Genomic DNA, 26374 nt, shown 5'->3' on the forward strand with positions numbered 1-26374 from the left:
AGTTGGATTAACCAACTGAGTTTTCTAACATTCTATGAGGTAACATGAAAACATTTTTCAGAAACTATTGGACCTATCTTATTTCTTTCATCATTCCCCTAGTGATTATGTTCGGAGTCTATCTTTCTCAAGGTATCTACTGGAATAGTGATACTTCACCTTTATTAGGGGATGGATTTCATCAATATGTTATTTTTGATCTTAATCTTCGTAATATTTTACATGGGAGTGATAGTCTATTTTATACTTTTACCAGCGGTCTAGGTCTCAATTTTTATGCCTTGTCCAGTTATTACCTTGGTAGTTTTCTATCTCCTCTTGTTTATTTTTTTGATGTGTCAAGCATGCCAGATGCAGTCTATCTGTCAACCTTGTTGAAATTTGGCTTGATAGGTCTGTCAACCTTTTTTAGCTTGAGTAAAATATTTAAAAATATACCAGCCCCACTTCGATTAGCTCTATCTACCTCATATGCTTTAATGAGCTTTACAGTTAGTCAACTTGAGATTAAAACCTGGTTAGATGTTTTTATTTTAATTCCCTTAATTTTAACTGGTTTACATCTACTCATAACGGAAAAAAAACGTATTCTATACTTTACAAGTTTGTCAATATTATTTATCCAAAACTACTATTTTGGTTATATGACTGCTCTGTTTTTGGTTGGTTGGTATTTTTGCCAACTTTCCTGGGATTTTAAAAGACGTAAGTTTTCTTTTCTTGATTTCATTACGACTTCCTTACTCGCTGGTTTAACAAGTTTCATCATGACACTCCCAACCTTGTTTGATTTAAGAACTCATGGTGAAAAACTAACTGCTATTACAAAAATAAAAACAGACGCTAGTTGGTACCTAGACATATTTGCTAAACAATTCATTGGTGCTTTCGATACTACTAAATATGGTTCTATCCCAATGATTTTTGTTGGCCTCCTTCCTTTTATCTTAACAATTGTATTCTTTACATTAAAATCAATTAAGTTTCACGTGAAACTATGCTATGCAACTCTACTCCTTATCATCATTGCTAGTTTTTATCTGGAAGCCTTAGATCTATTTTGGCAAGGAATGCACGCGCCAAATATGTTTCTTCATCGCTATGTGTGGATTTTCTCTACTCTTTTGATTTATATATCTGCGGAAGTTTTAGATAGATTTAAAGATATCAAATTATGGAATGTTTTATGCTCAATGACCTTCCTTTTATCTGGTTATCTAGCAACCATTTATTTTAAAAAACATTATTCGTTTTTAACTAATTTAAATATCCTTTTAACAATTGAATTTCTAGTGGTATACTTGCTATTGTTACTGGCATTTATCCGAAAGATGATTTCACCAAAAATCTTTTCAATCCTTATTTTAATCTTTATGATAAGTGAAGTCAGTTTGAACGTAACATCTCAACTAAATGGAATTGCGAAGGAATGGGGGTTTGCTTCTCGTAATACCTATGACAAAGATATTCCAAGTATGGAAGCTATTTTGGAGTATACCAAACAGCAACCAGATACATTTACACGAACTGAAAAATTACAGACACAAACTGGAAATGATAGTATGAAATTTAACTACAATGGCATTTCCCAATTTTCATCTGTTCGTAATCGTTCTGCAAGTACAACTTTAGACAAGTTGGGTTTTAAATCTTCAGGTACCAACCTTAATCTCCGTTATGCAAATAATACTATCATTGCAGATAGTTTATTTGGAATCAGCTACAATATTTCTGAAACCTATCCAAATAAATATGGTTTTCATCCTAGCTATCAAAAAGATAATCTAACCCTTTATAAAAATCAATTCGCTCTCCCAATTGCTTTTGCTACACAGTCTCTTTATAAAGATGTCACTTTTAATGACCATACTCTTGATAACCAAACTCAATTTTTAAATCAAATTGCTGGCTTAAATGAAGAGTACTTTTATCCGATAAATTATCATACAGACTCTAGTGATAGCGTGGTCAATTTAAACGGAACTTCTACCGAAGATGCAACTATCAACTACAGCATTGAAGTACCTGATAATAGTCAGGTTTACCTTTCCATGACAAAGCTAAATTTCTCTAATGATAAGAAAAAGCAAGTTGACATCATTGTCAATGGTGAAAAAAAATCCTTTACCACAGATAATGCTTTTACATTTTTTAATCTTGGGTATACAGACCATAAACAAACTTTTGATATCCAAGTTAAGTTCCCAGGAAATGCTCAAGTATCATTTGAATCTCCAACTTTCTATCGATTAGATACTAAAAAGTATACGGAGGCAATTGCTAAAATAAAAGAAAATCCAGTAGAAGTGCAATCATATAAAAATAAAGTCATTGTTAATTATAAGGTAAAGAATGAAACATCGATCTTTTTCACAATTCCTTACGACCAAGGTTGGTCTGCTTATCAAAATGGTAAAAAATTACAAATTCAACAGGCACAAACTGGATTTATGAAAATTGATGTTCCTGAAGGTGAAGGAACTATTACCCTTTCCTTTATACCAAAAGGATTTGTTGCTGGTGCAAGTTGTTCTCTTATAGCCATTATTGTCTTTATCTTTTACGATTTTCAAAGAAAAAAATATTCTAGATAAAAAAACTATCGACCGAATTGGTCGATAGTTTTTAATCTTCTTCAACTTTTTTAGGTTGGTAGACAAGCATTCCTAAAGCAACAAAAATCATTATTGTAAAGATAAGGAAAATAATCTGACTATGAATACTACCTGTCATAGAAATGGTTTGTCGTAGACCTGAAACTGAATAACTCATAGGTAGCCATGGATTAATAGTTTTAAAGAATTGATTCGTCAAAGCTAAAGGATAAGTTCCTGCACTTGATGCTAATTGAAGGAGTAATAAAATTAAGGAGAAGAAGGCGCCTAGGCGAGAATTCCAGGTTGTCAATGCTGTTACCATCGCCATGAAAGCAAGACTGGTTAAAATAATCAAAGCAAAGGTCTTGAATTCGTGAACTGCAGTCAGTCCGATTAAATGTACTCCACCATAAACTAATACTCCTGCCAAACCAGCAATGATACCGTTAATTTCAAAGCGAGACTTAAACCAAGCCCAGCGACTTTCTGGATGGCCCCCAGAAGGCAATTTAGCAAAAATCATATTAGTTGAAATAGCAGCAACAAAAAGAGCAACTGATATCATATATGGAGCCATGGCAATTCCATTAACTGCTACTTGATCCTTATCAGTTTTTGAAAGACTTAGAGGATCAGCTAGTAAATCTGCATTTGTTGGTTCAGTTGAAGCCTGTTTCAATTGCCCCTCAGCTTCTGTCAAACCTTGATTTAATTGACTTGAACCATCACTTAATTTTCCAAGTCCTGATTGTAGAATTTCTGATCCTTGAGCAAGTTGATCTGCTCCACTAGCTATTTTTTCAGAACCATTAGATAGTTGATTTGCACCAGAAACTAGCTGGTCTGATTTATCAGCTAATTGTTGAGAGCCCGCTTGTAATTGATTAAATCCAGCGGTTAAATCTGATGTTTTATTATTTACTTGGTTGACACCTGATGCAAGTTTATCAATTCCTGTTGCTAATTCTGGTGCATTCTCTGCTAACTTAGCAGTAGCTCCTGTCAATGTAGAAGATTTTTCTGTCAACTGATTAGAACCTTGTAGCAACTTATTGAAACTTCCTGTCAAGTTCGAATTTTTAGAACTCAACTGACTTGCTCCTAAAGCTACTTGGTCTACTGATTTTGTGTAGTTGTCAATACCAGATGCAAGAGTTTGACTAGCTGGCAATAATTGACCATCAATTGCTGTTTGAACCTGTGTTAATCCACTTGACAAACTTGTCAAGGTGGCAATAGTAGTTGGTAACAATTGCGCTGAACTTGTTTTTAAGCGACTAAGACTATTTGCTTGACTATTTACATTCTCTAAAGAATATTGTAACGTTTGAACTGTGGTTAAAATTGTTCGTGCTGACTCACTAGTAGAAGATGATGAATTAGAAACAACAGAAGTTATCTCTGCTTGTTGGTCAGGAGTTAGGCTTTGATAAGCACTAGTAGATTGAACAGCTGATAAAGTAGTTTCTTTTTCAGCTTGATTTGAAGTAATGATGCTTTGCGCTGAATTTGCAATGGTTGATAGACTGCTAGAAAACTGAGTTGTTAACTCTGTTATGTCTCCTGTGTCTGACGTTTGAATAACTTGATTCAATTGCTCTAAGCCAGAAACTAATTGATGAATCTGATCTCTTTGTTGAGTTGATAAACTTAATTGACTAGACAGTTCTTGAATTCCTTGATTAAGCTGGGTAAGTCCTGTACGCAAGGTCTCTGATTGTTTAGAAATCTGATTTGCACCTGATGATAGACTTTGAACTCCATTTGTATAAGTATCAATACCAAGTGAAAATTGATTTAATCCTGAATTTAATTGAGAAACACCACCTATATAGGCTTGTGTGCCTAAATCAAGTTGAGTCAATCCTGATACCAGTGCCGGTGTCTGTGAATTCAGTTGGTTTAATCCATTGTCGATTTGTGAAATAGCGCTGGTATATTGATTTAAACCAGTATTAAAATTACCAAGACCAAGATTTAACTGATTTACACCAGCTGTATATGTTCCTAAACCTGTAGATAATTGATCAGCACCATTAGAAAATGTGAGACTTGATTGAGCTAAGGTTTGAAGATTGGTCGTTAAGGTTTTGCTCCCATCAGAAAGCTGATTCGAACCATCAGCCAACTGTAAACTTACATTTGCAGCTTGAGATAAACCAAGTTTTAAATCACCCATCTTCTCAAATAAAGCTTTGGTATAAGATTGAGTAACATTAGTAGCCACAGTCTGTTTGATTTGTGTCATGGCAGAATCACTCATCTTGCTTGCAATAAAACTATGACCACTTGATGTCTGATAGTCAATCGTCATCTGTTCAGGATGATTTGTAAGGATAGAAGAAGCTTTCTCAGAAAGATTACTTGGCAACGTTACAACCATGTAATAATCTCCATCCCGCAGTCCTCTTTCTCCCTCACCCTCATCTACAAAATGAAAATCCAGGCTATTACTATCTTTTAAATTAGACACCATGTCTTCACCAATAGTGAGTTTTTCATCATTATAAGTAGCAGATTGATCCTTATTAACAATTGCTACAGGTAACTCCGAAAGTTTACCATATGGATCCCACATTGATGATAAGAAAATGATATTGTAAAGAGCTGGAATTAAGGAAATTCCTATCATGACAATAATAAATGTCGGTTTTTTAAAGATTGCTTTCCATTCTTTAAACATATTGTCTCCTTTTTTAAACTACTTGTCTAAATTTTTGATATAATAGATTATACATAAAAAAATTAAAAAGACAAGATAAAAAATCTATTTTTGAACACATTGTCTAAAAATGTTCGTCTGGAGGGAACATGCAAGAAAGTAATAAACGATTAAAAACCAAGCGTATTATCGAAAATGCCATGGTAGAATTATTGATGGAACAACCATTCGATCAGATTACAACTGTTAAATTAGCACAAAAAGCTGGAATTAGCCGCTCCAGTTTCTATACTCATTACAAAGATAAATACGATATGATTGAACATTACCAAAGTAAACTATTTCATACCTTCGAATATATCTTTCAAAAACATGCTAATCAGAAACGAGATGCTATTCTAGAAGTATTTGAATACTTAGAATCAGAACCACTTCTAGCAGCTCTTTTATCTGAAAATGGAACCAAGGAAATTCAAAATTTCTTGAGAAATAAACTTCACATCCTACTGAGCACAGACCTTCAAAAACGTTTTATGCAACTCAAACTAAATGAAATAGAATTAGAATACAGTAGCGTCTACCTGACAAATGCTCTCTTTGGAGTCTGTCAAACCTGGATTGCCCACGGAAAAAAAGAAAGTCCACAAGAAATCACGGACTTTTTGATGAAAATGTTAGGTGATACAAATTAATAAAAAAGCTCTATAATATTTATAGGAAATCACCCCCTATAAATATTATGGAGCCTATTTTGTTATTCTTATTAGGCTAAGGCAATACAATTTCCTTAGTTTTATTTTCGGACACAAATCATTATCTATCCGTATGTTAGGTATGCCTCCCCTCATTACATCGGACAAAGAATCAAAAAAGGAACACCAAATTAGTGTTCCCTTCATCTAACTCCGCCAGTAGGACTCGAACCTACGACATCATGATTAACAGTCATGCGCTACTACCAACTGAGCTATGGCGGATTAAATAGTCCGTACGGGATTCGAACCCGTGTTACCGCCGTGAAAAGGCGGTGTCTTAACCCCTTGACCAACGGACCATCTATCTGTAGCAGATATAACCATTATATCAATTTATCAAAAATTGTCAATTACTTTTTTTGTTTTTTAGCCATTAGCTCTCTCAATTTTTTAGTTTTTAGGCGTGAAATAGGACAACGATGATCTTCATAAAAGACAACTTCCATTTTTTTACGATCAATCTCTCTCACATTTCCAATATTAACTAAGAATGATTTATGAGACAGATAAAAACGTTGTGTTTCCTTATCTTTTTCCTGAATATCTGTCATTGTTCCATAGAATTCTTTGGCAAAATTCTTACCAACAATTCGTAATTTGTGAGAAGTTCCCGTTGTTTCAATGTATAGAATATCATGATAAGGAATACAAAGATCATTTCCTTTGTAACTATAATCAAAATAATCAACGACTGATTGGTTTTCAAGTAAAGTAGTCTTAGTATAAATCACACAGTCGGCCACTCTATTTTTAAAAACTTGATCACTAGTTTCTTTATCAATGAAATCCAATGCTGAAACTTTGTATTTATAAGTCAAGGTAGCAAATTCAGATCGACTTGTAATAAAAACAATAATGGCATAAGGATTGCGATGACGAATAAATTGAGCAACTTCAAATCCCTTTCTCTCAATCCCATTGATATCAATATCTAGAAAATAAAGCTGATTGACTTCATCATGCTCTACATATTCCATAAATTCTCTTACTTTTCCTGTTGTTTTATAGGAAATCGGAATATTCGTTTCCTTAGAAATTTCATTTAGAGTTGTTTCCAACCTTACTTGGTGTTCTATAATATCTTCTAAAATTAATACTTTCATATCAGTTCCCTCTTAAATCTAATCACTTGTTTAAATACATCATTATCAATTTCTGTTTCTAAAATAACATTGTCATATTTTCCTAAAATTTCTTTAACATTATTGAGTCCAAGTCCTCTATGTCTTCCTTTGGTTGAAAATCCTAATTCAAATAGATCTTCGGATTTTACCCTTCTGTTTTTACAAGAGTTTTGGATAACAACCAGAGTTTCAAGATCCAACTTGATGATAGCTACCTCTAGTTGTTTTTGATAGCTTTCAACTGCCCCCTCAACGGCATTATTGAGCAGAACGCTCATCACGCGCACCAAATCTAACAATTCCATAGACAAAGGTGTGATAATATCTTTTACCTCTAATGTGTACTCTACATCATTCGTTTTCGCATTGACAATAGATTGAGCAATCAAACTACGAAGAGCTGAATCCTCAATATTGTTCAAATCGAAATAGGTATACTTATCTGAACGTAATTTTTGATTCGCCTTTACAAGAACTTGACTGTAAACTCTGTCAATTTCTTGTAAATCTTTACTTTCGATCGCCATTCTTAAGCTGACAAGCATTCCTGTATAGTCATGACGAAAACCACGAATTTCATTATATAAGGCAACAATCTCATCCGTGTAAGTTTGTAAATGTTTTTGTTCAAACTTCTTTTGTTCCAATTCAATTTCTTTTTCCATCTGAACTTTGTAAGAATTCATAGAGAAAAAAGTCAAAAGTAGACCAACAAAAACAATGGATGATAAAATACTTCCAAAACTATTTAGATTAGAAAAAGTACTGACAAAATCCGAAATAAATAAGAAGATATGTAAAGCTAAAAGAGCATATAGAACCTTTTTCAAAAAAGGATATAAATAGTCTTTATCAAAATAGTTGAACTCTAGATGAAAATAAGAGATGATTTTATCTATTGAAAAATAGGAGATTACATTTATGATGAAAAAAAATAATCTTTCATGTTGTTCTACAAGTGAGTCTCCCATAATAGATGATATAGTTACTGAACAAAATGTGTGTGTACTTTGATATAAGAGTGAAAATAATAATCCCAAAAAAATATTTTTTACAGAACTGTATTTTTTTTTTAAAATTCTTAAATAGAAATAAAATACAATTGGATTAAGAGTATTTAACATATAGTGCAAAATCAAAGTAAATTTATCAGAATTTATGAAAGATAAAAAATAGGAATAAATTACTTGAAGGGCTAAAAATAACAAGTAAAAGATATATCTTTCTTTTTTCGAAGTTTGACAAATTTGACTATAAATTTTACTAATAATTGTACAAGTTAAAAATGCATCTAATATTCCAATTGTAATTTCCATTTTCTACTCCTTTATTTTTTTCTAAAAATAGGTATCTGTCTAAAAAGATCCATCACTCCTCTTTTATCCCCACCTCTGATTTCCTGCAATTCTTTTTCGTTCAATTGTTGGAAATCTTTCATTTGAGCAAAATCTGTATTCTTTTTCATAATATAAACTCCTATAATGTTTTTCTTGTAAATTAACTTACAAAAATATTATATATAATCTACGATACCTATGGAGAATTATCTCTCAAATGCTCAAATTTTATTCTGAAATGTCAAATTTTTACAAAAAAAGCTGGGATTTTTCCCAGCTTACGATTTAACACTGATCCCAGCAGGATTCGAACCTGCGACCGTTCGCTTAGAAGGCGAATGCTCTATCCAGCTGAGCTATGAGACCTTACCTATCTATCTTATCAAAAAAAGCTAGCTTAGTCAATCATCTATTTGTGATAGGGTGATCCTTGTTGAATCGAAAATGCTCTATAGATTTGTTCTACTAAGACTAATCTCATCAGTTGATGAGGAAGCGTCAATCTCCCAAAACTAACAGAGAGATTGGCTCTTTTTTTCACCTCTGGAGATAGTCCTAAACTCCCCCCAATGATAAAAGTGATTGTCGAAAATCCATTAATGGAGGCTCTTTCAAGCTGCTTGCTGAATTCTTCAGAAGAAAAAGTTGTTCCTTCAATAGCTAAAACAACTACAAAATCACGATCTCCTACTTTTGAAAGAATGCGGTTCCCTTCCAACTCCAAAATCTTTTGATTTTCAGATTCGCTAGCCCGATCTGGTGTTTTTTCATCTGACAACTCAATCATTTCTAAATTAGCAAAGCGTGAAATCCTTTTGGAATATTCAGCTATGCCATCTTTGAGATATTTTTCTTTCAGTTTTCCAACTGTTACCACTTTAATTTTCATTCTTCTATTCTAACATATTCACACTCAATTTCACATCTTATTCACAGAGAAGATTTTGAAAAAATTCAATAAATTCACAGGTTTTCGAAAGTTATCCACAAGTTGTGAAAAACTTTCTTTCTTTAAGCTTGGATTAAGCTAGCTATTTTATACTTTCATTGATTAAAAAAACATGGAGGCTTCTATGAAAAACTTACAAACTAGTTCCAAAAAATGGGGACAACTTTTATTAGTCATTCTCATTAGCTTTTTTAGTGGTGTTTTAGGTAGTTTTACGACATTGCAACTAAGTCAAAAACAAAACACTAGTCCAACAAATACCACCACTGTCAGCAAAACAGCTGTAAAAAATGAAAACTCAACTACACAGGCAGTCGATAAAGTTAAAGATGCTGTGGTATCTGTCATTACTTACTCTGCAAACTCCCAAAATAGTTTATTTGGATCTGCAGAAACTGATACAGATACAAATACTGAGCAAGTTTCTAGCGAAGGTTCTGGAGTTATTTATAAAAAAGAAGGTAACTTTGCTTACCTCGTAACCAATACTCACGTTATCAGTGGAGCTAAAAAAGTAGATATTCGTTTAGCTGACGGAACTAAAGTTCCAGGTGAAATTGTTGGTTCTGATACTTATTCTGACATTGCAGTTGTAAAAATTGCTGCAGATAAGGTGACTACCGTAGCTGAATTTGGAGATTCTGATCAACTAACAGTCGGAGAGACTGCCATTGCAATCGGAAGCCCTCTAGGTTCTGAGTACGCCAATACCGTTACACAGGGTATCGTGTCTAGTTTGAATAGAAATGTTTCTTTAAAATCTGAAGATGGACAAGCTATCTCTACAAAGGCTATCCAAACAGATACAGCTATCAACCCTGGAAATTCTGGCGGTCCCCTAATCAATATTCAGGGACAAGTAATCGGAATTACATCTAGTAAAATAGCCACAAACGGTGGAACTTCTGTGGAAGGACTTGGATTTGCGATTCCTTCAAACGATGCCATCAATATTATCAATCAATTAGAAAAGAATGGAAAAGTCACTCGACCAGCCTTGGGCATTCAAATGGTCAACCTTTCAAATCTTAGTAGCACTGATTTACAAAGATTGAATGTACCATCAAGTGTCACTGCAGGAGTAGTTGTTCGTTCTGTTATAACTAGTATGCCTGCCAATGGACATCTACAACAATATGACGTCATTACAAAAGTAGATGATAAAGCTATTTCTTCAACTACTGAATTACAAAGTGCTCTATATAGTCATTCTATCGGAGATAGCATGACCATTACATACTACCGTAATGGTAAAGAAGAAACAACTACCATTAAATTAGATAAGAGTACTAGTGATTTGGAACAATAGTTTACAGATATGTAAAGTTGCTTTACAGAATATCTAAGTTATGATAATGTAGAATTATGGAAGAATTTAAAATTGTTCAAATAAAGGATATTCAAAAAAATCCCTATCAACCTCGTAAGGAATTTTCAGAAGAAAAAATACAAGAGTTGGCACAATCCATTAAGGAAAACGGCTTGATTCAGCCAATTATCGTTAGAAAATCTCCAGTACTTGGATATGAAATTCTAGCTGGAGAAAGACGGTATCGCGCTTCAATAGCTGCCGGACTTTCAGAAGTTCCAGTAATTGTTAAGCAACTTTCTGATCAAGATATGATGCTTCATTCCATCATTGAAAATCTCCAACGCGAAAATTTAAATCCTATCGAAGAAGCTAAAGCATACCAGTCCTTAATCGATAAAGGTTTTACCCACACAGAAATTGCTGAAAAAATGGGGAAATCTCGACCTTATATTACAAACCTAGTTCGATTGTTAGGGCTACCTAAACATATCCTGACAGAAGTCGAAAGTGGGAAGCTTTCCCAGGCTCATGCTAGACTCCTCATTCAATTATCAAGCGACAGACAAGATACACTCTTGCATCGTATTCAAACAGAAAATCTTTCAGTTAGACAAGTTGAACAAATACTACAAAAAAATAAGAAGATCAGCAAAAAAGAAAAAAATCACTTTGTCAAAGAGGAAGAGCAAAAATTGAAAAAAATACTCGGATTAGATGTTCAGATTAGCCTTCAGAAAAAAGATAGCGGTAAAATCTCAATTTCCTTCCATAACCAAGAAGAATACCAACAATTTATTAACAGCCTGAAATAAGGCTGTTATTTTATTATTCTTAACTAACATGGTTATCCACCGATTTATCTTTTTAAAAAGCCTTCTATTTCAGATTTCTCCTTAGTTATCCACATCTTGTGGATAAAAACTAAAAACATTGTTAATTGTTTTCCACAACTTGTGGAAAAATAATCTTATCTATGGTAAAATGATTCTATCAATAAATCTTTAAAATTTTATAGTAAAGGAGGAGAAAATCATTGAAAGAAAAACAATTTTGGAATCGTATTTTAGAACTTGCGCATGATCGGTTGACTCAATCAGTTTATGATTTTTACATCTTAGATGCAACCCTGGTTAAAGTAGAAGATGCCACTGCAACGATTTTCTTACCCCGAGATGAGATGCAGATATTTTGGGAAAGAAATATCAATGGAATCCTTTTAACAGCAGGTTTTGAAATCTATGATACTGAAATAAAGGCGCATTATGTCTTCACGAAAGTTGAAGAAACTGCCTCTCAAATAGCTATAGAACCTGATTCTATTAATGATTATCAGACAAGTCCGTCCACTATTCCATATTCTGAAACTGGACTCAAGGAAAAGTATACTTTCGATAATTTTGTCCAAGGAAATGGTAATGTTTGGGCTAAGTCCGCAGCTTTAGCAGTTTCTGAAGATCCTGGACTAACTTATAATCCTCTATTTATCTATGGAGGGCCTGGTCTTGGAAAAACCCACCTACTAAATGCCCTTGGTAATGAAATTCTAAAAAAAAGCCCTAATGCGCGTGTTAAATACATACCTGCTGAAAGCTTCATTAATGAATTCCTAGAGCATTTAAGACTCAATGATATGGAAAAATTCAAAAAAACTTATCGTAGTTTGGATCTCCTACTCATTGATGATATTCAATCTCTTAGTGGAAAGAAAGTTCAGACTCAGGAAGAGTTTTTCAATACATTTAACGCCCTTCACAATAATAATAAGCAGATTGTTTTGACAAGCGACCGTAGACCTGAACATTTAGAGAGTCTTCCTGAACGTCTGGTCACGCGCTTCTCGTGGGGATTAACAACAGATATTACACCACCTGATTTTGAAACACGTATTGCGATTTTACAGAGTAAGACTGAACATCTCAATTATCATTTTCAGAATGATACACTCGAATATTTAGCCGGCCAATTTGACTCGAATGTGAGAGAGCTAGAGGGTGCACTCAACGACATCAGCTTGATGGCCAAAGTCAAAAAGATTAACAACATCACAGTTGACATCGCTGCTGAGGCTATTCGTGCTCGCAAACAAGACGTTAGCAAAATGATTGTGATTCCAATTGATAAAATACAAACAGAAGTTGGAAACTTTTATGGTGTTAGTGTCAAGGAAATGAAGGGAACCAGACGTGTTCAAAATATCGTTTTATCCCGTCAAGTTGCCATGTACCTAGCCAGAGAAATGACAGATAATAGCCTTCCTAAAATTGGAAAAGAGTTTGGTGGCAAAGACCACACAACGGTCATTCATGCCCATGGAAAAATCAAATCCATGCTTGAAACAGATGATAATTTACGTTTAGAAATCGAAGCAATCAAAAAGAAAATTAAATAACTTGTGGATAACTTTTGATAAAATTCTTTATTTATCCACACTTTTTAAACAAGGCTCTTTCCTTGAGTTTTCTTGATTAGCATCTGTTTTCCACATATTTCACACGCTCTATTATTACTATTATCCTTCTAATAATAAAAAGAATAAAGGAGAATCCATGATTCATTTTTCAATTAATAAAAATTTATTTTTACAAGCTTTAAATACAACCAAAAGAGCTATTAGCTCAAAAAATGCTATTCCTATTTTATCAACTGTAAAAATTGATGTTACCAATGAAGGAATTACCTTGATTGGATCAAATGGTCAAATCTCAATTGAAAATTTCATTTCGCAAAAAAATGAAAATGCAGGTCTCTTGATTAATTCTTTAGGAACAGTTCTACTGGAAGCCTCTTTCTTTATCAATGTTGTTTCAAGTCTTCCAGATGTAACACTTGATTTTAAAGAGATTGAACAAAAGCAAATTGTCTTAACAAGTGGTAAATCAGAAATTACCCTAAAAGGAAAGGATAGCGAGCAGTATCCACGTATCCAAGAAATTTCCGCAAGTAATCCTTTAGTTCTTGAAACAAAACTTCTTAAAAAGATTATCAACGAAACTGCTTTCGCAGCTAGCACTCAAGAAAGTCGTCCTATTTTGACGGGGGGACATTTTGTCTTGAGCAATCATAAAGAATTAAAAACAGTTGCGACAGACTCTCACCGTCTCAGTCAGAAAAAGTTGACTCTTGAAAAAAATAGCGATGATTTTGATGTTGTCATCCCAAGTCGTTCGCTACGTGAATTTTCAGCTGTTTTTACGGATGATATCGAAACAGTAGAGATTTTCTTCGCCAATAATCAAATTCTCTTTAGAAGTGAAAATATTAGCTTCTACACACGTCTCTTAGAAGGAAATTATCCGGATACCGATCGATTGATTCCAACAGATTTCAATACAACAGTTACTTTTGACGTTGCTAAACTACGTCAATCTATGGAACGTGCTCGTCTCTTATCAAGTGCAACACAAAATGGTACTGTTAAATTAGAAATCAAAGAAGGAATTGTAAGTGCCCATGTTCACTCTCCAGAAGTAGGGAAAGTACATGAAGAAATTGATACTGAAAATGTAAGTGGTGCTGATTTGACAATAAGTTTCAACCCAACTTATTTGATTGAAGCACTGAAAGCTTTGAATAGCGAAAAAGTTACAATCAGTTTTATCTCTGCAGTTCGTCCATTCACCCTTGTTCCAGCAGACACTGATGAAGATTTCATGCAGCTCATCACACCAGTTCGTACAAATTAATGGAAAGAGGTTGAGCCTAGCTCACCTCTTTTATGATATAATCAGAAATATGAAAAGGAGAGTAGTATGTATCAAGTTGGAAATTTTGTTGAAATGAAAAAACCACACGCTTGTACGATAAAGTCAACAGGCAAAAAAGCAAATCGCTGGGAAATTACCCGTGTTGGAGCAGACATCAAGATAAAATGCAGTAATTGTAATCATGTTGTCATGATGAGTCGCTATGATTTTGAAAGAAAAATGAGTAAAATTATCGACTAAATGCAAGGAGTTAGAGGGTTAGCAAGTTTTCCCTTTTTGTGTTATAATATTGAAGATTGAAATGTGAACGGAGAATGAGAAACTATGGCTTTAACAGCAGGTATCGTGGGTTTGCCAAACGTAGGTAAATCAACCCTATTTAATGCAATTACAAAAGCAGGAGCAGAGGCTGCAAACTATCCATTTGCAACTATTGACCCAAACGTTGGAATGGTAGAAGTTCCAGATGAACGCCTCCAAAAATTGACGGAAATGATTACTCCTAAAAAGACAATTCCAACAACCTTTGAATTTACAGATATTGCAGGGATTGTAAAGGGTGCATCAAAAGGAGAAGGACTTGGAAATAAATTCTTAGCTAACATCCGTGAAGTTGATGCCATTGTTCATGTGGTTCGTGCCTTTGATGATGAAAATGTCATGCGTGAGCAAGGTCGTGAAGATGCCTTTGTGGATCCGCTAGCAGATATTGATACTATTAACCTAGAGTTGATTCTTGCTGACTTAGAATCAGTCAATAAACGCTATGCGCGTGTGGAAAAAATGGCACGTACTCAAAAAGATAAGGAATCAGTTGCAGAATTTAACGTTCTTCAAAAGATTAAACCTGTTCTTGAAGATGGAAAATCAGCTCGTACCATTGAATTTACAGATGAAGAGCAAAAAGTAGTCAAAGGTCTTTTCCTTTTGACAACAAAACCTGTTCTTTATGTAGCTAACGTTGATGAGGATGTGGTTGGAGACCCAGAATCTATCGATTATGTGAAGCAAATTCGTGAATTCGCAGCAACAGAAAATGCAGAAGTAGTAGTCATTTCAGCGCGTGCTGAAGAAGAAATTTCTGAGTTAGACGATGAAGATAAAAAAGAGTTTCTTGAAGCTATTGGTTTGACAGAATCAGGTGTGGATAAGTTGACTCGTGCTGCTTACCATCTACTTGGACTTGGGACTTACTTCACAGCTGGTGAAAAAGAGGTTCGTGCTTGGACCTTTAAACGTGGCATGAAAGCTCCTCAAGCTGCTGGAATTATCCACTCTGACTTCGAAAAAGGCTTTATTCGTGCAGTGACTATGTCTTATGATGATTTGATTAAATACGGATCTGAAAAGGCAGTAAAAGAAGCTGGACGTTTGCGTGAAGAAGGAAAAGAATATGTCGTGCAAGATGGCGATATTATGGAATTCCGCTTTAACGTTTAATCAATATTTAAAATAATGTCAATTAGGTTGGAAAAAAATTCCAACCCTTTTGACTTTTGAAAGGAAATATAAATGACAAAATTACTTGTAGGATTGGGAAATCCAGGAGATAAATATTTTGAAACTAAACATAATGTTGGCTTTATGCTGATTGACCAACTAGCAAAAAAACAGAATGTTACCTTTACACACGATAAGATATTCCAAGCTGAGTTAGCCTCATTTTTTCTTAACGGTGAAAAAATTTATCTGGTGAAACCGACGACTTTTATGAATGAAAGTGGAAAAGCAGTTCATGCTTTGTTAACCTACTATGGTTTAGATATTGAAGATTTACTCATCATTTACGATGACCTTGACATGGAAGTCGGAAAAATTCGTCTTCGTGCTAAAGGATCAGCTGGTGGTCATAATGGAATTAAGTCGATTATTCAACATATCGGTACACAGGTTTTCAATCGTGTAAAGATTGGCATTGGAAGACCTAAAAAAGGAATGTCAGTAGTTCATCATGTTTTGAGTAAATTTGACAAGGATGACTATATAGGTATTTTACAGTCTATTGACAAGGTTGACGATGCTGTAAATTATTATTTACAAGAGAAAAACTTTGAAAAAACAATGCAGAAATACAATGGGTAAAGAAATGTCATTAATCGAATTCTTTTTAGAGAATAAACAAATCCTGTCTTGGCATGAAAATTTAACACAGAAGCAAAGACAATTACTATTAGGATTTTCTGGTTCAGCAAAGTCCTTAGCTATTGCAAGTAGTGTTAAAAATCAGAACAAGATTTTAGTAATGACATCTACTTATGGAGAAGCTGAGCGTCTAGTAAATGATTTAATTTCTATCCTGGGTACTGATATGGTTTATCCATTTTTAGTAGATGATTCACCAATGGTAGAATTCTTAGTATCGTCTCAAGAAAAGATTTTTTCAAGAGTTGAAGCCTTGCGTTTTCTAAGAGATAAATCTCAAAAAGGAATATTAGTTTGTAACATGGCAGCTAGCCGTTTATTCTTACCAGATCCTCAAATCTTTGATAACAGTGTGTTAAAACTTGAAGTTGGCGAAGAGTGTGAACAAAGAGAATTAAAAAATCAATTGATTTCACTTGGTTATAAAAAAGTTACTCAAGTTCAAAGTCAAGGTGAATTTAGCCTTCGTGGAGATATTCTAGATATCTTTGAAACTTCTCAACTATCTCCTTACCGAATAGAATTTTTTGGTGATGAGATTGATGGCATTAGAGAATTTGATGCCGAAACTCAATTATCAAAAGAGAGTCAAACTCAAGTACTAATCTATCCAGCTAGTGATATTTTGTTAACGAATGAAGATTATCATCGTGGCCTGAAATTTTTAGAACATGAGATTGATAAGGCACTTTCTCCGACTTTAAAGTCTTACTTAGAAGAAGTTTTTAGTTGCACGAAAGAGCAAGTTCTTCATACAGATATTCGCAAGTTGTTGTCTGTATTTTATAAAAAACAATGGACATTGATAGACTATTTGAATCAAATTCCTATTATATTTGATGATTTTCAAAAAATCTTGAATCAGTACGATGCTTTTGATAAGGAAACTGCTAGTTACTTTACAGAAGATTTACATAATAGTAAAACGGTGTCAAGTTTACAATATTTTGCTGATGTAGAAAGTCAATTCAAAAAATATTTACCAGCTAGTTTCTTTTCAAATTTCCAAAAAGGGCTTGGAAATTTGAAATTTAATCATCTGTATCAATTCAATCAATATCCAATGCAGGAGTTCTTTAATCAGTTTTCTTTTCTGAAGGAAGAAATTGAACGTTATAAAAAATTGAAGTATACAATTGTTCTTCAATCAAGTACCAAAACTGAATTAAAGAAACTGTCAACGATTCTTGATGAATATGATATTAAAGTTGATAATAGTAATGAAAGTGAAATCTGTAAAGGAACTGTCAATCTTGTTGAAGGAAATCTTCGTCATGGATTTCATTTTGTAGATGAGAATCTCGTATTTATCACTGAATATGAAATTTTTAAAAAGAAGATTAAACGCAAGTATCGCAGACAAAATATTAGCAATGCTGAACGATTGAAGGATTATAGTGAACTCCAAAAAGGAGACTATGTTGTTCATCAAATCCATGGTATTGGGCAATATTTAGGGATTGAAACGATTGAAATTAAAGGAATTCATCGAGACTACGTTAGTGTCCTATATCAAAATGGAGACCGTATTTCTATCCCTGTAGAACAGATACAGATTCTTTCTAAGTATGTCTCTAGTGATGGTAAGGCTCCAAAGTTAAACAAACTTAACGATGGACGTTTTAAAAAAGCCAAGCAAAAAGTAAAGAGTCAAGTTGAAGATATTGCAGATGACTTGATTAAGTTATATGCCGAGAGAAGTCAACTTAAAGGTTTTGCATTTTCAAAAGATGATGAAGATCAGGTTGCTTTTGATGAGGCTTTCCCCTATGTTGAAACTGAAGATCAACTTCGAAGTATAGATGAAATCAAAAAAGATATGCAAGCTCCTCAACCGATGGACCGACTTTTAGTTGGAGATGTTGGTTTTGGTAAGACTGAGGTGGCCATGCGAGCTGCATTTAAGGCTGTCAATGATCATAAACAGGTTGTTATTTTAGTACCAACTACCGTTCTTGCTCAGCAACATTATAGTAATTTTAAGGAAAGATTTGAGCAATTTGCTGTCAATGTAGATGTTTTGAGTCGTTTTAGAAGTAAGAAAGAACAGACTGAAACACTTGAAAAATTGAAAAAAGGTCAAGTAGATATTTTGATAGGGACTCATCGAGTTTTATCTAAAGATGTTGAGTTTGCTGATTTGGGGTTGATGATTATTGATGAAGAACAACGATTTGGTGTTAAGCATAAGGAAGCTTTGAAGGAATTAAAAAAGAAGGTTGATGTCTTAACCTTGACAGCTACACCAATTCCTCGAACTCTTCATATGTCTATGCTGGGTATCCGAGATTTATCAGTCATAGAGACTCCTCCAACAAATCGATATCCTGTTCAAACCTATGTTCTTGAACAAAATGATCGTGTTATTCGTGATGCTGTATTGAGAGAAATGGATCGTGGTGGTCAAGTTTACTATCTTTACAACAAAGTTGACACGATTGAAAAGAAGGTTTCAGAGTTACAAGAACTGATTCCAGAAGCTTCGATTGGCTTTGTTCATGGACAAATGAGTGAAATTCGTTTGGAGAATACGCTACTTGATTTTATTGAAGGTGAATATGATATTTTAGTAACAACAACAATCATTGAAACAGGAGTTGATATTCCAAATGCAAATACTTTATTTATTGAAAATGCGGATCATATGGGGCTGTCAACCTTGTATCAATTAAGAGGTCGTGTTGGTCGCAGTAACCGAATTGCCTATGCTTATCTCATGTATCGTCCAGATAAAACTTTGACAGAAGTTTCTGAGAAAAGATTAGAGGCCATCAAAGGTTTTACTGAACTAGGTTCCGGTTTCAAAATCGCTATGCGTGATTTATCCATTCGTGGAGCTGGGAATCTTTTAGGAAGTTCGCAGTCCGGTTTTATTGATTCTGTTGGTTTTGAGTTGTATTCTCAGTTGCTGGAAGAAGCGATAGCTAAGAAAAATGGAACTGACAAAAAACGTGAAAAAGGAAATGCAGAGTTAATTCTACAAATTGATGCTTATCTTCCAGATGAATATATTTCAGATGAACGACATAAAATTGAGATTTACAAGAGAATCCGTCAGGTTGACAATCGTGTCAACTATGAAGAATTACAAGATGAGTTGATCGATCGTTTTGGAGAATATCCTGATGTAGTTGCCTATCTTTTAGAAATTGGTTTAGCCAAAGCTTATCTTGATAAAGTTTTTGTCAATCGTGTTGAAAGAAGAAATAATAAACTTGTCATTCAATTTGAAAAAATTTCACAACAACTATTTTTAACACAAGATTATTTCCAGGCTCTCTCACAGACAAGTTTGAAGGCTAATATTTCTGAGAATCAAGGTTTGATAGAAGTTGTATTTGATATTCGAAATAAAAAAGATTATGAGATTTTAGAAGGATTATTGACTTTTGCTGAATCCCTAGTGGCCATAAAAAATGCAAAAGAGTCAAATTAGGTATGACATTTTTCTTCTATAAAAGGGAGAAAAATGGTACAATAATAATTTGAGGTAATAAAGATGAGATTAGATAAATATTTAAAAGTATCAAGAATTATTAAGCGCCGTACAGTGGCTAAAGAAGTTGCAGATAAGGGACGTATCAAGGTAAATGGTATTCTTGCTAAGAGCTCTACAGATTTAAAAATCAACGACCAAGTCGAAATTCGTTTTGGAAATAAGTTGTTGCTTGTAAAAGTATTAGAGATGAAAGATAGCACTAAAAAAGAAGATGCCGCAGGTATGTATGAAATTATCAGCGAAACAAGGGTAGAAGGCGATGTATAAAAAAATAGTCCAAATGAATAATTCCTTTATTCAAAATGAACATCAGCGTCGTAAATACTTGATGGAAGAACGACAAAGACGAAATCGTTTTATGGGTTGGGTGTTGATTTTGATTATGTTGTTGTTCATCCTACCAACCTATAATTTGACTCAAAGTTATCAGCAACTACTTGAACGTCGCCAACAGTTATCTGACTTGAAAAAGCAGTATCAAGAATTGAGCGATGAAAAAGATAAAGAATCAAATCTTGCAACCAAATTAAAGGACGAAACATATGCAGCCAAGTATTTGCGTGCAAAATATTACTATTCAAAATCATGGGAGGAAGTATACACCATTCCGGACTTGCTTCCTAGGTAATAGAATATGGAAAATTTATTAGATATTGTTGAACAATTTTTAAGTAAATCAGATGAAAAATTAGAAGAGTTAGCTCAAAAAAATCATCTGTTACGACTTCAGGAAGAAGAGGGAAAGAAGAATGCGTAAATTTTTAGTGATATTACTACTTCCTATTTTCTTTAAAAGTGTCCAAGTAGTAAGCACTGAGAATCCAGTTATCATTCCAAATCAAGAAGTGTATTCCTTAACTCATGCTCCGTATCATTTTTATTATCAAGATACTATAGAATCTCCAAAATTTTATGGTGAAACGTCCATTTATGCTTCAGATGATTTGATAAAAGAGTCAGGGAAAGTCAATGCAGAGACAACATTATCCGTGATAGAATGGCGGTTAAATGGACAAGGTCAGCCTGTATTTAAATTATCTAATAATCAGTTTGTTGCTGCAGACAAAAGACTTCTATATGATGCATCAAAAATAAATTCTCTATCCCAAAAAGTATGGTTAGAACCTGGATTTTTCATTTACAATAGTCCCTATGATCAAATAGAAAAAACAACTACTTTAGCTCCTTATCAAGATGTTGAAGTGGATATGTCAGTGTTTGCTGAGGGTCGTGAATTCTTACATATCAAACAAATTGGTTGGGTTTCTAATGATTCTATTTCTCAAGATGATAATCGTATCCAGAAAGTACAAGAGTTATTGTCTGAAAATTATCAAAATGAACAGTTTTCTATTTATGTTAAACAATTGAGCACAGGTAAGGAAGCTGGGATTAATGAAAATCAGAAAATGTATGCTGCAAGTGTTATGAAGCTGCCCTATCTTTATTATATTCAGGAAAAAATCAATCAAGGTGATTACCAACTTGACACGAAACTGAAGTATGTTTCCGAAGTGAATGATTTCCCTGGTTCTTATAAGCCTGAAGGTAGTGGAAGTCTTCCTAAAACAGCAGACAACAAAGAATACACCATCAAAGATTTGATATCAAAAACAGCGAAAGAATCTGATAATGTAGCCCACAACATTCTTGGATATTATGTTACCAACAAGTCAGATGAGACCTTTAAAAAGGAGATGGCTAGAATTTCAGGCGAAGAGTGGGATGTAACAGATAAGTTGGCATCAGCTAAAATGGCAGGTCAAGTTATGGAGGCTATTTATAATCAGAATGCTTTTGTTTTAGAATCTCTATCACAAACGTCCTTTGACAATCAGAGGATTGCGAAAGATATTTCTGCTAAGGTAGCCCATAAAATTGGGGATGCAGACGAATACAAGCATGACACTGCTATTGTTTATTCAGAGTCTCCTTTCATCATTTCAATTTTTACCAAAAATTCAGATTATGATACCATTTCTAAAATTGCCAAGGATGTCTATGAGGTCCTGAAATGAGAGAGCGCGATTTTTTAAATTATTTTCTAGAAAAAGGTTGTTTTAAAGATCATTCAAAAGTTGTAATAGCCTTATCTGGTGGACTTGATTCGATGTTTCTCTTTCATCTTCTATCAACTTATAAAAAGGAACTTGGTATTGAGATTTTTTTAGTCCATGTCAATCATAAACAACGACCAGAGTCAGACAATGAAGAACATGAATTAAGAAAACTAGCTGAACAAGTTGGAGTTCCGATTTATGTAGCTAACTTCTCTGGAGCTTTTACAGAAGCGAGCGCTCGTCAATTTCGCTATGAATTTTTTAGAGATGTTATGAGAGAAACATCCTCTACTGCTCTTGTAACGGCTCATCATGCAGATGATCAGGTTGAAACGATTTTTATGAGATTGATCAGGGGCACTAGGTTGCATCATCTATCGGCTATTAAAGAGAAGCAAAAATTTGATAGGGGAGAATTAATTCGTCCCTTACTCTCTTTCTATAAGAAGGAATTTCCTGAAATTGAACATTTTGAGGATGAGACAAATCAGGAAAATCACTATTTTCGCAATCGTGTTCGTAATCTCTATCTACCACAAATGGAGACAGAGAATCTTCAAGTTAGAAAAGCTTTACTAGAATTTGGAAAAGAAGTATCTGACTATCAGACAGCTATCGGTGAATTAACTCAAACAGTAGATATTGAAGATTTAACTCAGTTTTTATCTTTTTCAGAAGAAACACAACGAGTTTTATTGCAACACTATCTTGGTCGATTTGCAAACTTAAATGTAACAAGAGAACAATTTCAACAGATCCATCATATATTAAAAACCAAGAGTCAATATCGCCATCATTTAAAAAATGGTTATGAGCTTGTAAAGGAATACGATTACTTTCAGATTTGTAAAATCAGACCAAAGTCTGATGAAAAAAACAATGAGTGTGTGTTAGACTATCTAAACCAAGTTCACTATGAAGGATATCTATTTTCATTTGGACTTCCTTTAGAAGGAGATAGAGTTCAAAAAATATATGTTTCACGGGAAACATCCTTAAATTTACGGCACCGTCATTCAGGTGACTATCTGATAAAAAATGGACATCGAAAAAAACTAAGACGACTTTTTATTGATTTAAAAATCCCTAAAGAAAAACGGGAAAAAGTGATAATCATTGAGCAATCAGGTCAAATTTGTTCAGTTTTAGGAATTGAAACTAGTGATTTGAGTAAAAAAATGAAAAATGATATAATGAACACTGTACTTTATATAGAAAAAATAGATAGGTAAAATCATGTTAGAAAAAGATATCAAGAAAATTTTGATTTCACAAGATGAAATTACAGAAGCAGCTAAGAAATTAGGTGCTCAGTTGACAAAGGATTACGAAGGCAAGAATCCAATCCTAGTTGGAATTTTAAAAGGATCTATTCCTTTTATGGCTGAATTAATCAAATATATTGATACACATCTTGAAATGGACTTTATGATGGTTTCTAGTTATCATGGTGGGACTGTAAGTAGTGGTGTCATTAATATCAAACAAGACGTAACTCAAGATATTAAAGGTCGACATGTTGTCTTTGTAGAAGATATTATCGATACTGGTCAAACTTTGAAGAGCTTGAGAGATATGTTTACTGCAAGAGAAGCAGCCTCTGTTAAGATTGTTACTATGTTGGATAAACCAGAGGGACGCACTGTCGAAATTGAAGCAGATTATACATGCTTTACAATTCCAAATGAGTTTGTTGTAGGCTATGGTTTAGACTATAATGAAAATTATCGTAACCTTCCTTATGTAGGCGTATTGAAAGAGGAAGTTTACTCAAAATAGAAGGGTAAGTTGTTGAATGCAAAAACAAAATAATGGTTTCATAAAAAATCCATTTCTTTATTTGTTGATGATTTTCTTGCTGGTGACAGGATTTCAGTACTTTTTTGCTGGAAGAGCCGCTGGTCATAGTCAACAGATCAAGTACTCAGAATTGGTGCAGGAAATTACCAATGATAACGTAAAAGAAATGACCTATCAACCAAACGGTAGTGTTATTGAGGTATCAGGTGAATACAAAACTGCAAAAACAGAAAAGAAGGAAACTGGGATTCAATTTTTCACTCCTTCTGCTACAAAGGTAGAAAAATTTACTAGCATTATCCTACCATCAGATACCACTGTTGCTGATTTACAAAAGTTAGCAGGTGAACATCAAACACAAATTGAAGTGAAACATGAGAGTTCAAGTGGTATGTGGATTAACATCCTAGTGTCTATCGTACCATTTGGTATCTTATTCTTCTTTCTATTCTCAATGATGGGCAATATGGGAGGAAATAATGGACGAAATCCAATGAGCTTTGGTCGAAGTAAAGCTAAAGCTGCTAACAAAGAAGATATCAAAGTTCGCTTCTCAGATGTTGCAGGCGCAGAGGAAGAAAAACAAGAACTTGTTGAAGTTGTTGAATTTTTAAAAGATCCAAAACGCTTTACAAAATTAGGTGCTCGTATCCCAGCTGGTGTTCTCTTAGAAGGACCTCCGGGAACTGGTAAAACATTACTTGCTAAAGCAGTTGCAGGAGAAGCTGGTGTACCATTCTTTAGTATTTCAGGTTCTGACTTTGTAGAAATGTTCGTCGGTGTTGGTGCCAGCCGTGTCCGTTCTCTATTTGAGGACGCTAAAAAAGCAGCACCAGCCATTATCTTTATAGATGAAATCGATGCTGTTGGTCGCCAACGTGGTGTCGGTTTAGGTGGAGGTAATGACGAACGTGAACAAACCCTAAACCAACTCTTGATTGAAATGGATGGTTTTGAAGGAAATGAAGGAATCATTGTTATTGCGGCAACTAATCGTTCAGATGTTCTAGATCCAGCTCTTCTTCGTCCAGGTCGTTTTGATAGAAAAGTATTGGTTGGTCGTCCAGATGTTAAGGGACGCGAAGCAATTCTAAAAGTTCATGCTAGAAATAAACCATTAGCAGAAGATGTAGATTTGAAATTAGTGGCACAACAAACTCCTGGTTTTGTTGGTGCAGATTTGGAAAATGTATTGAACGAAGCAGCTTTGGTTGCAGCTCGTCGTAATAAGTCAGTGATTGATGCTTCAGATATTGATGAAGCTGAAGATCGTGTTATCGCCGGCCCTTCTAAGAAGGATAAAACTGTTTCTCAAAAAGAACGTGAAATGGTTGCTTACCATGAGGCAGGACATACAATTGTTGGCCTCGTATTGTCCAATGCACGTGTCGTTCATAAGGTAACAATCGTTCCTCGTGGTCGTGCAGGTGGTTACATGATTGCTCTTCCAAAAGAAGATCAAATGTTACTATCTAAAGAAGATATGAAAGAACAATTAGCAGGTTTGATGGGTGGACGTGTTGCTGAAGAGATTATCTTCAATGTCCAAACAACAGGTGCATCCAACGACTTTGAACAAGCTACACAGATGGCGCGTGCAATGGTTACTGAGTATGGTATGAGTGAAAAACTTGGACCGGTTCAGTATGAAGGTAATCATGCTATGTTTGGTGCTCAATCTCCACAAAAAACAATTTCAGAGCGTACAGCTTACGAAATTGATGAAGAAGTTCGTTCATTGTTGAATGAAGCCCGTAATAAAGCGGCTGAGATTATTCAATCAAATCGTGAAACTCATAAGTTAATTGCAGAAGCATTATTGAAATACGAAACATTGGATAGTACACAGATTAAATCACTCTATGAGACAGGTAAGATGCCTGAAGCAATAGAAGAAGAATCACATGCACTTTCTTATGATGAAGTCAAATCAAAGATGACTGAAGAAAAGTAAACATAATGAACGTTAACAGAGAAAACTGATGTTTTCTCTGTTTTCTTGTATAAAAATATCAGTAGCTGTTAAATATAAATACAAGAATTCTCTAATATAGAGATAAAAATGATAGATCCCTGTGTCAGATAGTTACTCGGATAGGAAGAATTAAATTATATATAAGAAAAAATAAGAAAGTGTAAAGCTCTCAGGTAACATCAAGAAATACTCCAAAAATAAAAGATGAAGTTTAATTGAATAGAAACCTAATCTTAAAACTGAAATGATACTTTAAAAGAATAACAATAAATACAATGAAAAATCCAAAAATGTAAAATCATGAAAAGAAAAAGTTCTCAGTAGAACGCTTCAAAGGTCGCAAATCTCTTCTCAGGGAGTTAGAGCTAGTCTTCAAAGACTGGTGAAAAAAAGTTTCAAAAAGGTGTTGACAAGTAAGAAAAAGTCGGTATAATAGTAAGAGTTGAAAATAACAACTC

22 protein-coding genes and 3 tRNA genes are annotated in these 26374 nt (G+C 34.1%); 17 read left to right on the forward strand and 8 right to left on the reverse strand.

Going from position 1 to position 26374, the window contains the following annotated elements:
* Window positions 1–44 precede the first annotated feature (44 nt).
* A complete protein-coding gene (locus QM887_RS09225; RefSeq protein WP_414271361.1) occupies window positions 45–2594 on the forward strand; it encodes a YfhO family protein in 2550 nt (849 codons plus the stop codon).
* A gap of 31 nt (window positions 2595–2625) precedes the next feature.
* Here the strand turns inward: QM887_RS09225 and QM887_RS09230 are convergent, their stop codons facing one another.
* Entirely contained in the window at window positions 2626–5280 is a 2655-nt protein-coding gene (locus QM887_RS09230) for a YhgE/Pip family protein (RefSeq protein WP_414271362.1), read from the reverse strand.
* A 128-nt stretch (window positions 5281–5408) separates the two neighbouring features.
* On the opposite strand from QM887_RS09230, the gene QM887_RS09235 reads away from it, so the two are divergent.
* Window positions 5409–5951 carry a TetR/AcrR family transcriptional regulator gene (locus tag QM887_RS09235; RefSeq protein ID WP_414271363.1) on the forward strand — a complete coding sequence of 181 codons (543 nt, stop codon included), beginning with the start codon at window positions 5409–5411 and terminating at the stop codon, window positions 5949–5951.
* Between the two features lie 211 nt (window positions 5952–6162).
* Here QM887_RS09235 and QM887_RS09240 read toward each other — a convergent pair.
* The 7 genes from QM887_RS09240 to rlmH form a co-directional block, all read right to left on the reverse strand.
* Window positions 6163–6236 (reverse strand) — tRNA-Asn (locus QM887_RS09240).
* Between the two features lie 5 nt (window positions 6237–6241).
* A tRNA-Glu gene (locus QM887_RS09245) sits at window positions 6242–6313 on the reverse strand.
* Between the two features lie 51 nt (window positions 6314–6364).
* Window positions 6365–7117 carry a competence system response regulator transcription factor ComE gene (gene comE / locus QM887_RS09250; RefSeq protein WP_414271364.1) on the reverse strand — a complete coding sequence of 251 codons (753 nt, stop codon included), beginning with the start codon at window positions 7115–7117 and terminating at the stop codon, window positions 6365–6367.
* A complete protein-coding gene (locus tag QM887_RS09255; protein ID WP_414271365.1) occupies window positions 7114–8454 on the reverse strand; it encodes a GHKL domain-containing protein in 1341 nt (446 codons plus the stop codon). The genes comE and QM887_RS09255 overlap by 4 nt, the downstream gene beginning before the upstream one ends.
* 11 nt (window positions 8455–8465) lie before the next feature.
* Complete coding sequence (locus QM887_RS09260) at window positions 8466–8603, reverse strand: bacteriocin (RefSeq protein ID WP_414271366.1); 138 nt, start codon at window positions 8601–8603, stop codon at window positions 8466–8468.
* 164 nt (window positions 8604–8767) lie between these two features.
* Window positions 8768–8841, reverse strand: a tRNA-Arg gene (locus QM887_RS09265).
* 43 nt (window positions 8842–8884) lie between these two features.
* Window positions 8885–9364: a 23S rRNA (pseudouridine(1915)-N(3))-methyltransferase RlmH gene (rlmH, locus tag QM887_RS09270; protein WP_075228914.1), complete on the reverse strand. Its 480-nt coding sequence runs from the start codon at window positions 9362–9364 to the stop codon at window positions 8885–8887.
* 184 nt (window positions 9365–9548) lie between these two features.
* Here rlmH and QM887_RS09275 point away from each other — a divergent pair, with 184 nt between their 5' ends.
* From QM887_RS09275 to ftsH, 15 genes are all read left to right on the forward strand, one after another.
* On the forward strand, window positions 9549–10733 hold the full coding sequence (locus tag QM887_RS09275) for a S1C family serine protease (protein WP_075228915.1): 1185 nt from the start codon (window positions 9549–9551) through the stop codon (window positions 10731–10733).
* 56 nt (window positions 10734–10789) lie between these two features.
* Window positions 10790–11548: a ParB/RepB/Spo0J family partition protein gene (locus QM887_RS09280; RefSeq protein ID WP_414271367.1), complete on the forward strand. Its 759-nt coding sequence runs from the start codon at window positions 10790–10792 to the stop codon at window positions 11546–11548.
* A 221-nt stretch (window positions 11549–11769) separates the two neighbouring features.
* Complete coding sequence (gene dnaA, locus QM887_RS09285; RefSeq protein ID WP_414271368.1) at window positions 11770–13125, forward strand: chromosomal replication initiator protein DnaA; 1356 nt, start codon at window positions 11770–11772, stop codon at window positions 13123–13125.
* Window positions 13126–13282: 157 nt separating this feature from the next.
* Entirely contained in the window at window positions 13283–14419 is a 1137-nt protein-coding gene (gene dnaN, locus QM887_RS09290) for a DNA polymerase III subunit beta (RefSeq protein ID WP_414271369.1), read from the forward strand.
* Window positions 14420–14485: 66 nt separating this feature from the next.
* Window positions 14486–14680, forward strand: coding sequence for a DUF951 domain-containing protein (locus QM887_RS09295; RefSeq protein ID WP_414271370.1), 195 nt, complete (start codon window positions 14486–14488; stop codon window positions 14678–14680).
* Window positions 14681–14764: 84 nt separating this feature from the next.
* Window positions 14765–15880: a redox-regulated ATPase YchF gene (ychF, locus tag QM887_RS09300; protein ID WP_414271371.1), complete on the forward strand. Its 1116-nt coding sequence runs from the start codon at window positions 14765–14767 to the stop codon at window positions 15878–15880.
* 72 nt (window positions 15881–15952) lie between these two features.
* Window positions 15953–16522 carry an aminoacyl-tRNA hydrolase gene (pth, locus tag QM887_RS09305; protein ID WP_006149108.1) on the forward strand — a complete coding sequence of 190 codons (570 nt, stop codon included), beginning with the start codon at window positions 15953–15955 and terminating at the stop codon, window positions 16520–16522.
* Window positions 16515–20018, forward strand: a complete 3504-nt coding sequence (mfd, locus tag QM887_RS09310; RefSeq protein ID WP_414271377.1) for a transcription-repair coupling factor — start codon at window positions 16515–16517, stop codon at window positions 20016–20018. Before pth ends, mfd begins: the two co-directional genes overlap by 8 nt.
* A 63-nt stretch (window positions 20019–20081) precedes the next feature.
* The gene (locus tag QM887_RS09315; RefSeq protein ID WP_006146042.1) at window positions 20082–20348 is read left to right on the forward strand and encodes an RNA-binding S4 domain-containing protein; all 267 of its coding nucleotides are present in this window, start codon (window positions 20082–20084) and stop codon (window positions 20346–20348) included.
* A complete protein-coding gene (locus QM887_RS09320) occupies window positions 20341–20709 on the forward strand; it encodes a septum formation initiator family protein (protein ID WP_075228920.1) in 369 nt (122 codons plus the stop codon). The genes QM887_RS09315 and QM887_RS09320 overlap by 8 nt, the downstream gene beginning before the upstream one ends.
* A gap of 6 nt (window positions 20710–20715) precedes the next feature.
* On the forward strand, window positions 20716–20838 hold the full coding sequence (locus QM887_RS09325) for an SP_0009 family protein (RefSeq protein WP_414271372.1): 123 nt from the start codon (window positions 20716–20718) through the stop codon (window positions 20836–20838).
* Window positions 20831–22099 (forward strand): serine hydrolase, encoded by a 1269-nt coding sequence (locus tag QM887_RS09330; RefSeq protein WP_414271373.1) that lies wholly within the window; start codon window positions 20831–20833, stop codon window positions 22097–22099. The genes QM887_RS09325 and QM887_RS09330 overlap by 8 nt, the downstream gene beginning before the upstream one ends.
* Window positions 22096–23373, forward strand: a complete 1278-nt coding sequence (gene tilS / locus QM887_RS09335) for a tRNA lysidine(34) synthetase TilS (RefSeq protein WP_414271374.1) — start codon at window positions 22096–22098, stop codon at window positions 23371–23373. Before QM887_RS09330 ends, tilS begins: the two co-directional genes overlap by 4 nt.
* A gap of 4 nt (window positions 23374–23377) precedes the next feature.
* A complete protein-coding gene (hpt, locus tag QM887_RS09340; protein ID WP_414271375.1) occupies window positions 23378–23920 on the forward strand; it encodes a hypoxanthine phosphoribosyltransferase in 543 nt (180 codons plus the stop codon).
* A gap of 16 nt (window positions 23921–23936) precedes the next feature.
* Window positions 23937–25895: an ATP-dependent zinc metalloprotease FtsH gene (gene ftsH, locus QM887_RS09345; protein ID WP_414271376.1), complete on the forward strand. Its 1959-nt coding sequence runs from the start codon at window positions 23937–23939 to the stop codon at window positions 25893–25895.
* Window positions 25896–26374 lie beyond the last annotated feature (479 nt).

Source organism: Streptococcus infantis, from assembly GCF_047460875.1.
In the GTDB taxonomy this organism is placed as follows: Bacteria; Bacillota; Bacilli; order Lactobacillales; family Streptococcaceae; genus Streptococcus; species Streptococcus infantis_AA.

Coding starts and splice junctions, on each gene's coding strand:
- QM887_RS09225 (WP_414271361.1), top strand. CDS start 45: ATGAAAACATTTTTCAGAAACTATTGGACCTATCTTATTTCTTTCATC.
- QM887_RS09230 (WP_414271362.1), bottom strand. CDS start 5,280: ATGTTTAAAGAATGGAAAGCAATCTTTAAAAAACCGACATTTATTATT.
- QM887_RS09235 (WP_414271363.1), top strand. CDS start 5,409: ATGCAAGAAAGTAATAAACGATTAAAAACCAAGCGTATTATCGAAAAT.
- comE (WP_414271364.1), bottom strand. CDS start 7,117: ATGAAAGTATTAATTTTAGAAGATATTATAGAACACCAAGTAAGGTTG.
- QM887_RS09255 (WP_414271365.1), bottom strand. CDS start 8,454: ATGGAAATTACAATTGGAATATTAGATGCATTTTTAACTTGTACAATT.
- QM887_RS09260 (WP_414271366.1), bottom strand. CDS start 8,603: ATGAAAAAGAATACAGATTTTGCTCAAATGAAAGATTTCCAACAATTG.
- rlmH (WP_075228914.1), bottom strand. CDS start 9,364: ATGAAAATTAAAGTGGTAACAGTTGGAAAACTGAAAGAAAAATATCTC.
- QM887_RS09275 (WP_075228915.1), top strand. CDS start 9,549: ATGAAAAACTTACAAACTAGTTCCAAAAAATGGGGACAACTTTTATTA.
- QM887_RS09280 (WP_414271367.1), top strand. CDS start 10,790: ATGGAAGAATTTAAAATTGTTCAAATAAAGGATATTCAAAAAAATCCC.
- dnaN (WP_414271369.1), top strand. CDS start 13,283: ATGATTCATTTTTCAATTAATAAAAATTTATTTTTACAAGCTTTAAAT.
- QM887_RS09295 (WP_414271370.1), top strand. CDS start 14,486: ATGTATCAAGTTGGAAATTTTGTTGAAATGAAAAAACCACACGCTTGT.
- ychF (WP_414271371.1), top strand. CDS start 14,765: ATGGCTTTAACAGCAGGTATCGTGGGTTTGCCAAACGTAGGTAAATCA.
- pth (WP_006149108.1), top strand. CDS start 15,953: ATGACAAAATTACTTGTAGGATTGGGAAATCCAGGAGATAAATATTTT.
- mfd (WP_414271377.1), top strand. CDS start 16,515: ATGGGTAAAGAAATGTCATTAATCGAATTCTTTTTAGAGAATAAACAA.
- QM887_RS09315 (WP_006146042.1), top strand. CDS start 20,082: ATGAGATTAGATAAATATTTAAAAGTATCAAGAATTATTAAGCGCCGT.
- QM887_RS09320 (WP_075228920.1), top strand. CDS start 20,341: ATGTATAAAAAAATAGTCCAAATGAATAATTCCTTTATTCAAAATGAA.
- QM887_RS09325 (WP_414271372.1), top strand. CDS start 20,716: ATGGAAAATTTATTAGATATTGTTGAACAATTTTTAAGTAAATCAGAT.
- QM887_RS09330 (WP_414271373.1), top strand. CDS start 20,831: ATGCGTAAATTTTTAGTGATATTACTACTTCCTATTTTCTTTAAAAGT.
- tilS (WP_414271374.1), top strand. CDS start 22,096: ATGAGAGAGCGCGATTTTTTAAATTATTTTCTAGAAAAAGGTTGTTTT.
- hpt (WP_414271375.1), top strand. CDS start 23,378: ATGTTAGAAAAAGATATCAAGAAAATTTTGATTTCACAAGATGAAATT.
- ftsH (WP_414271376.1), top strand. CDS start 23,937: ATGCAAAAACAAAATAATGGTTTCATAAAAAATCCATTTCTTTATTTG.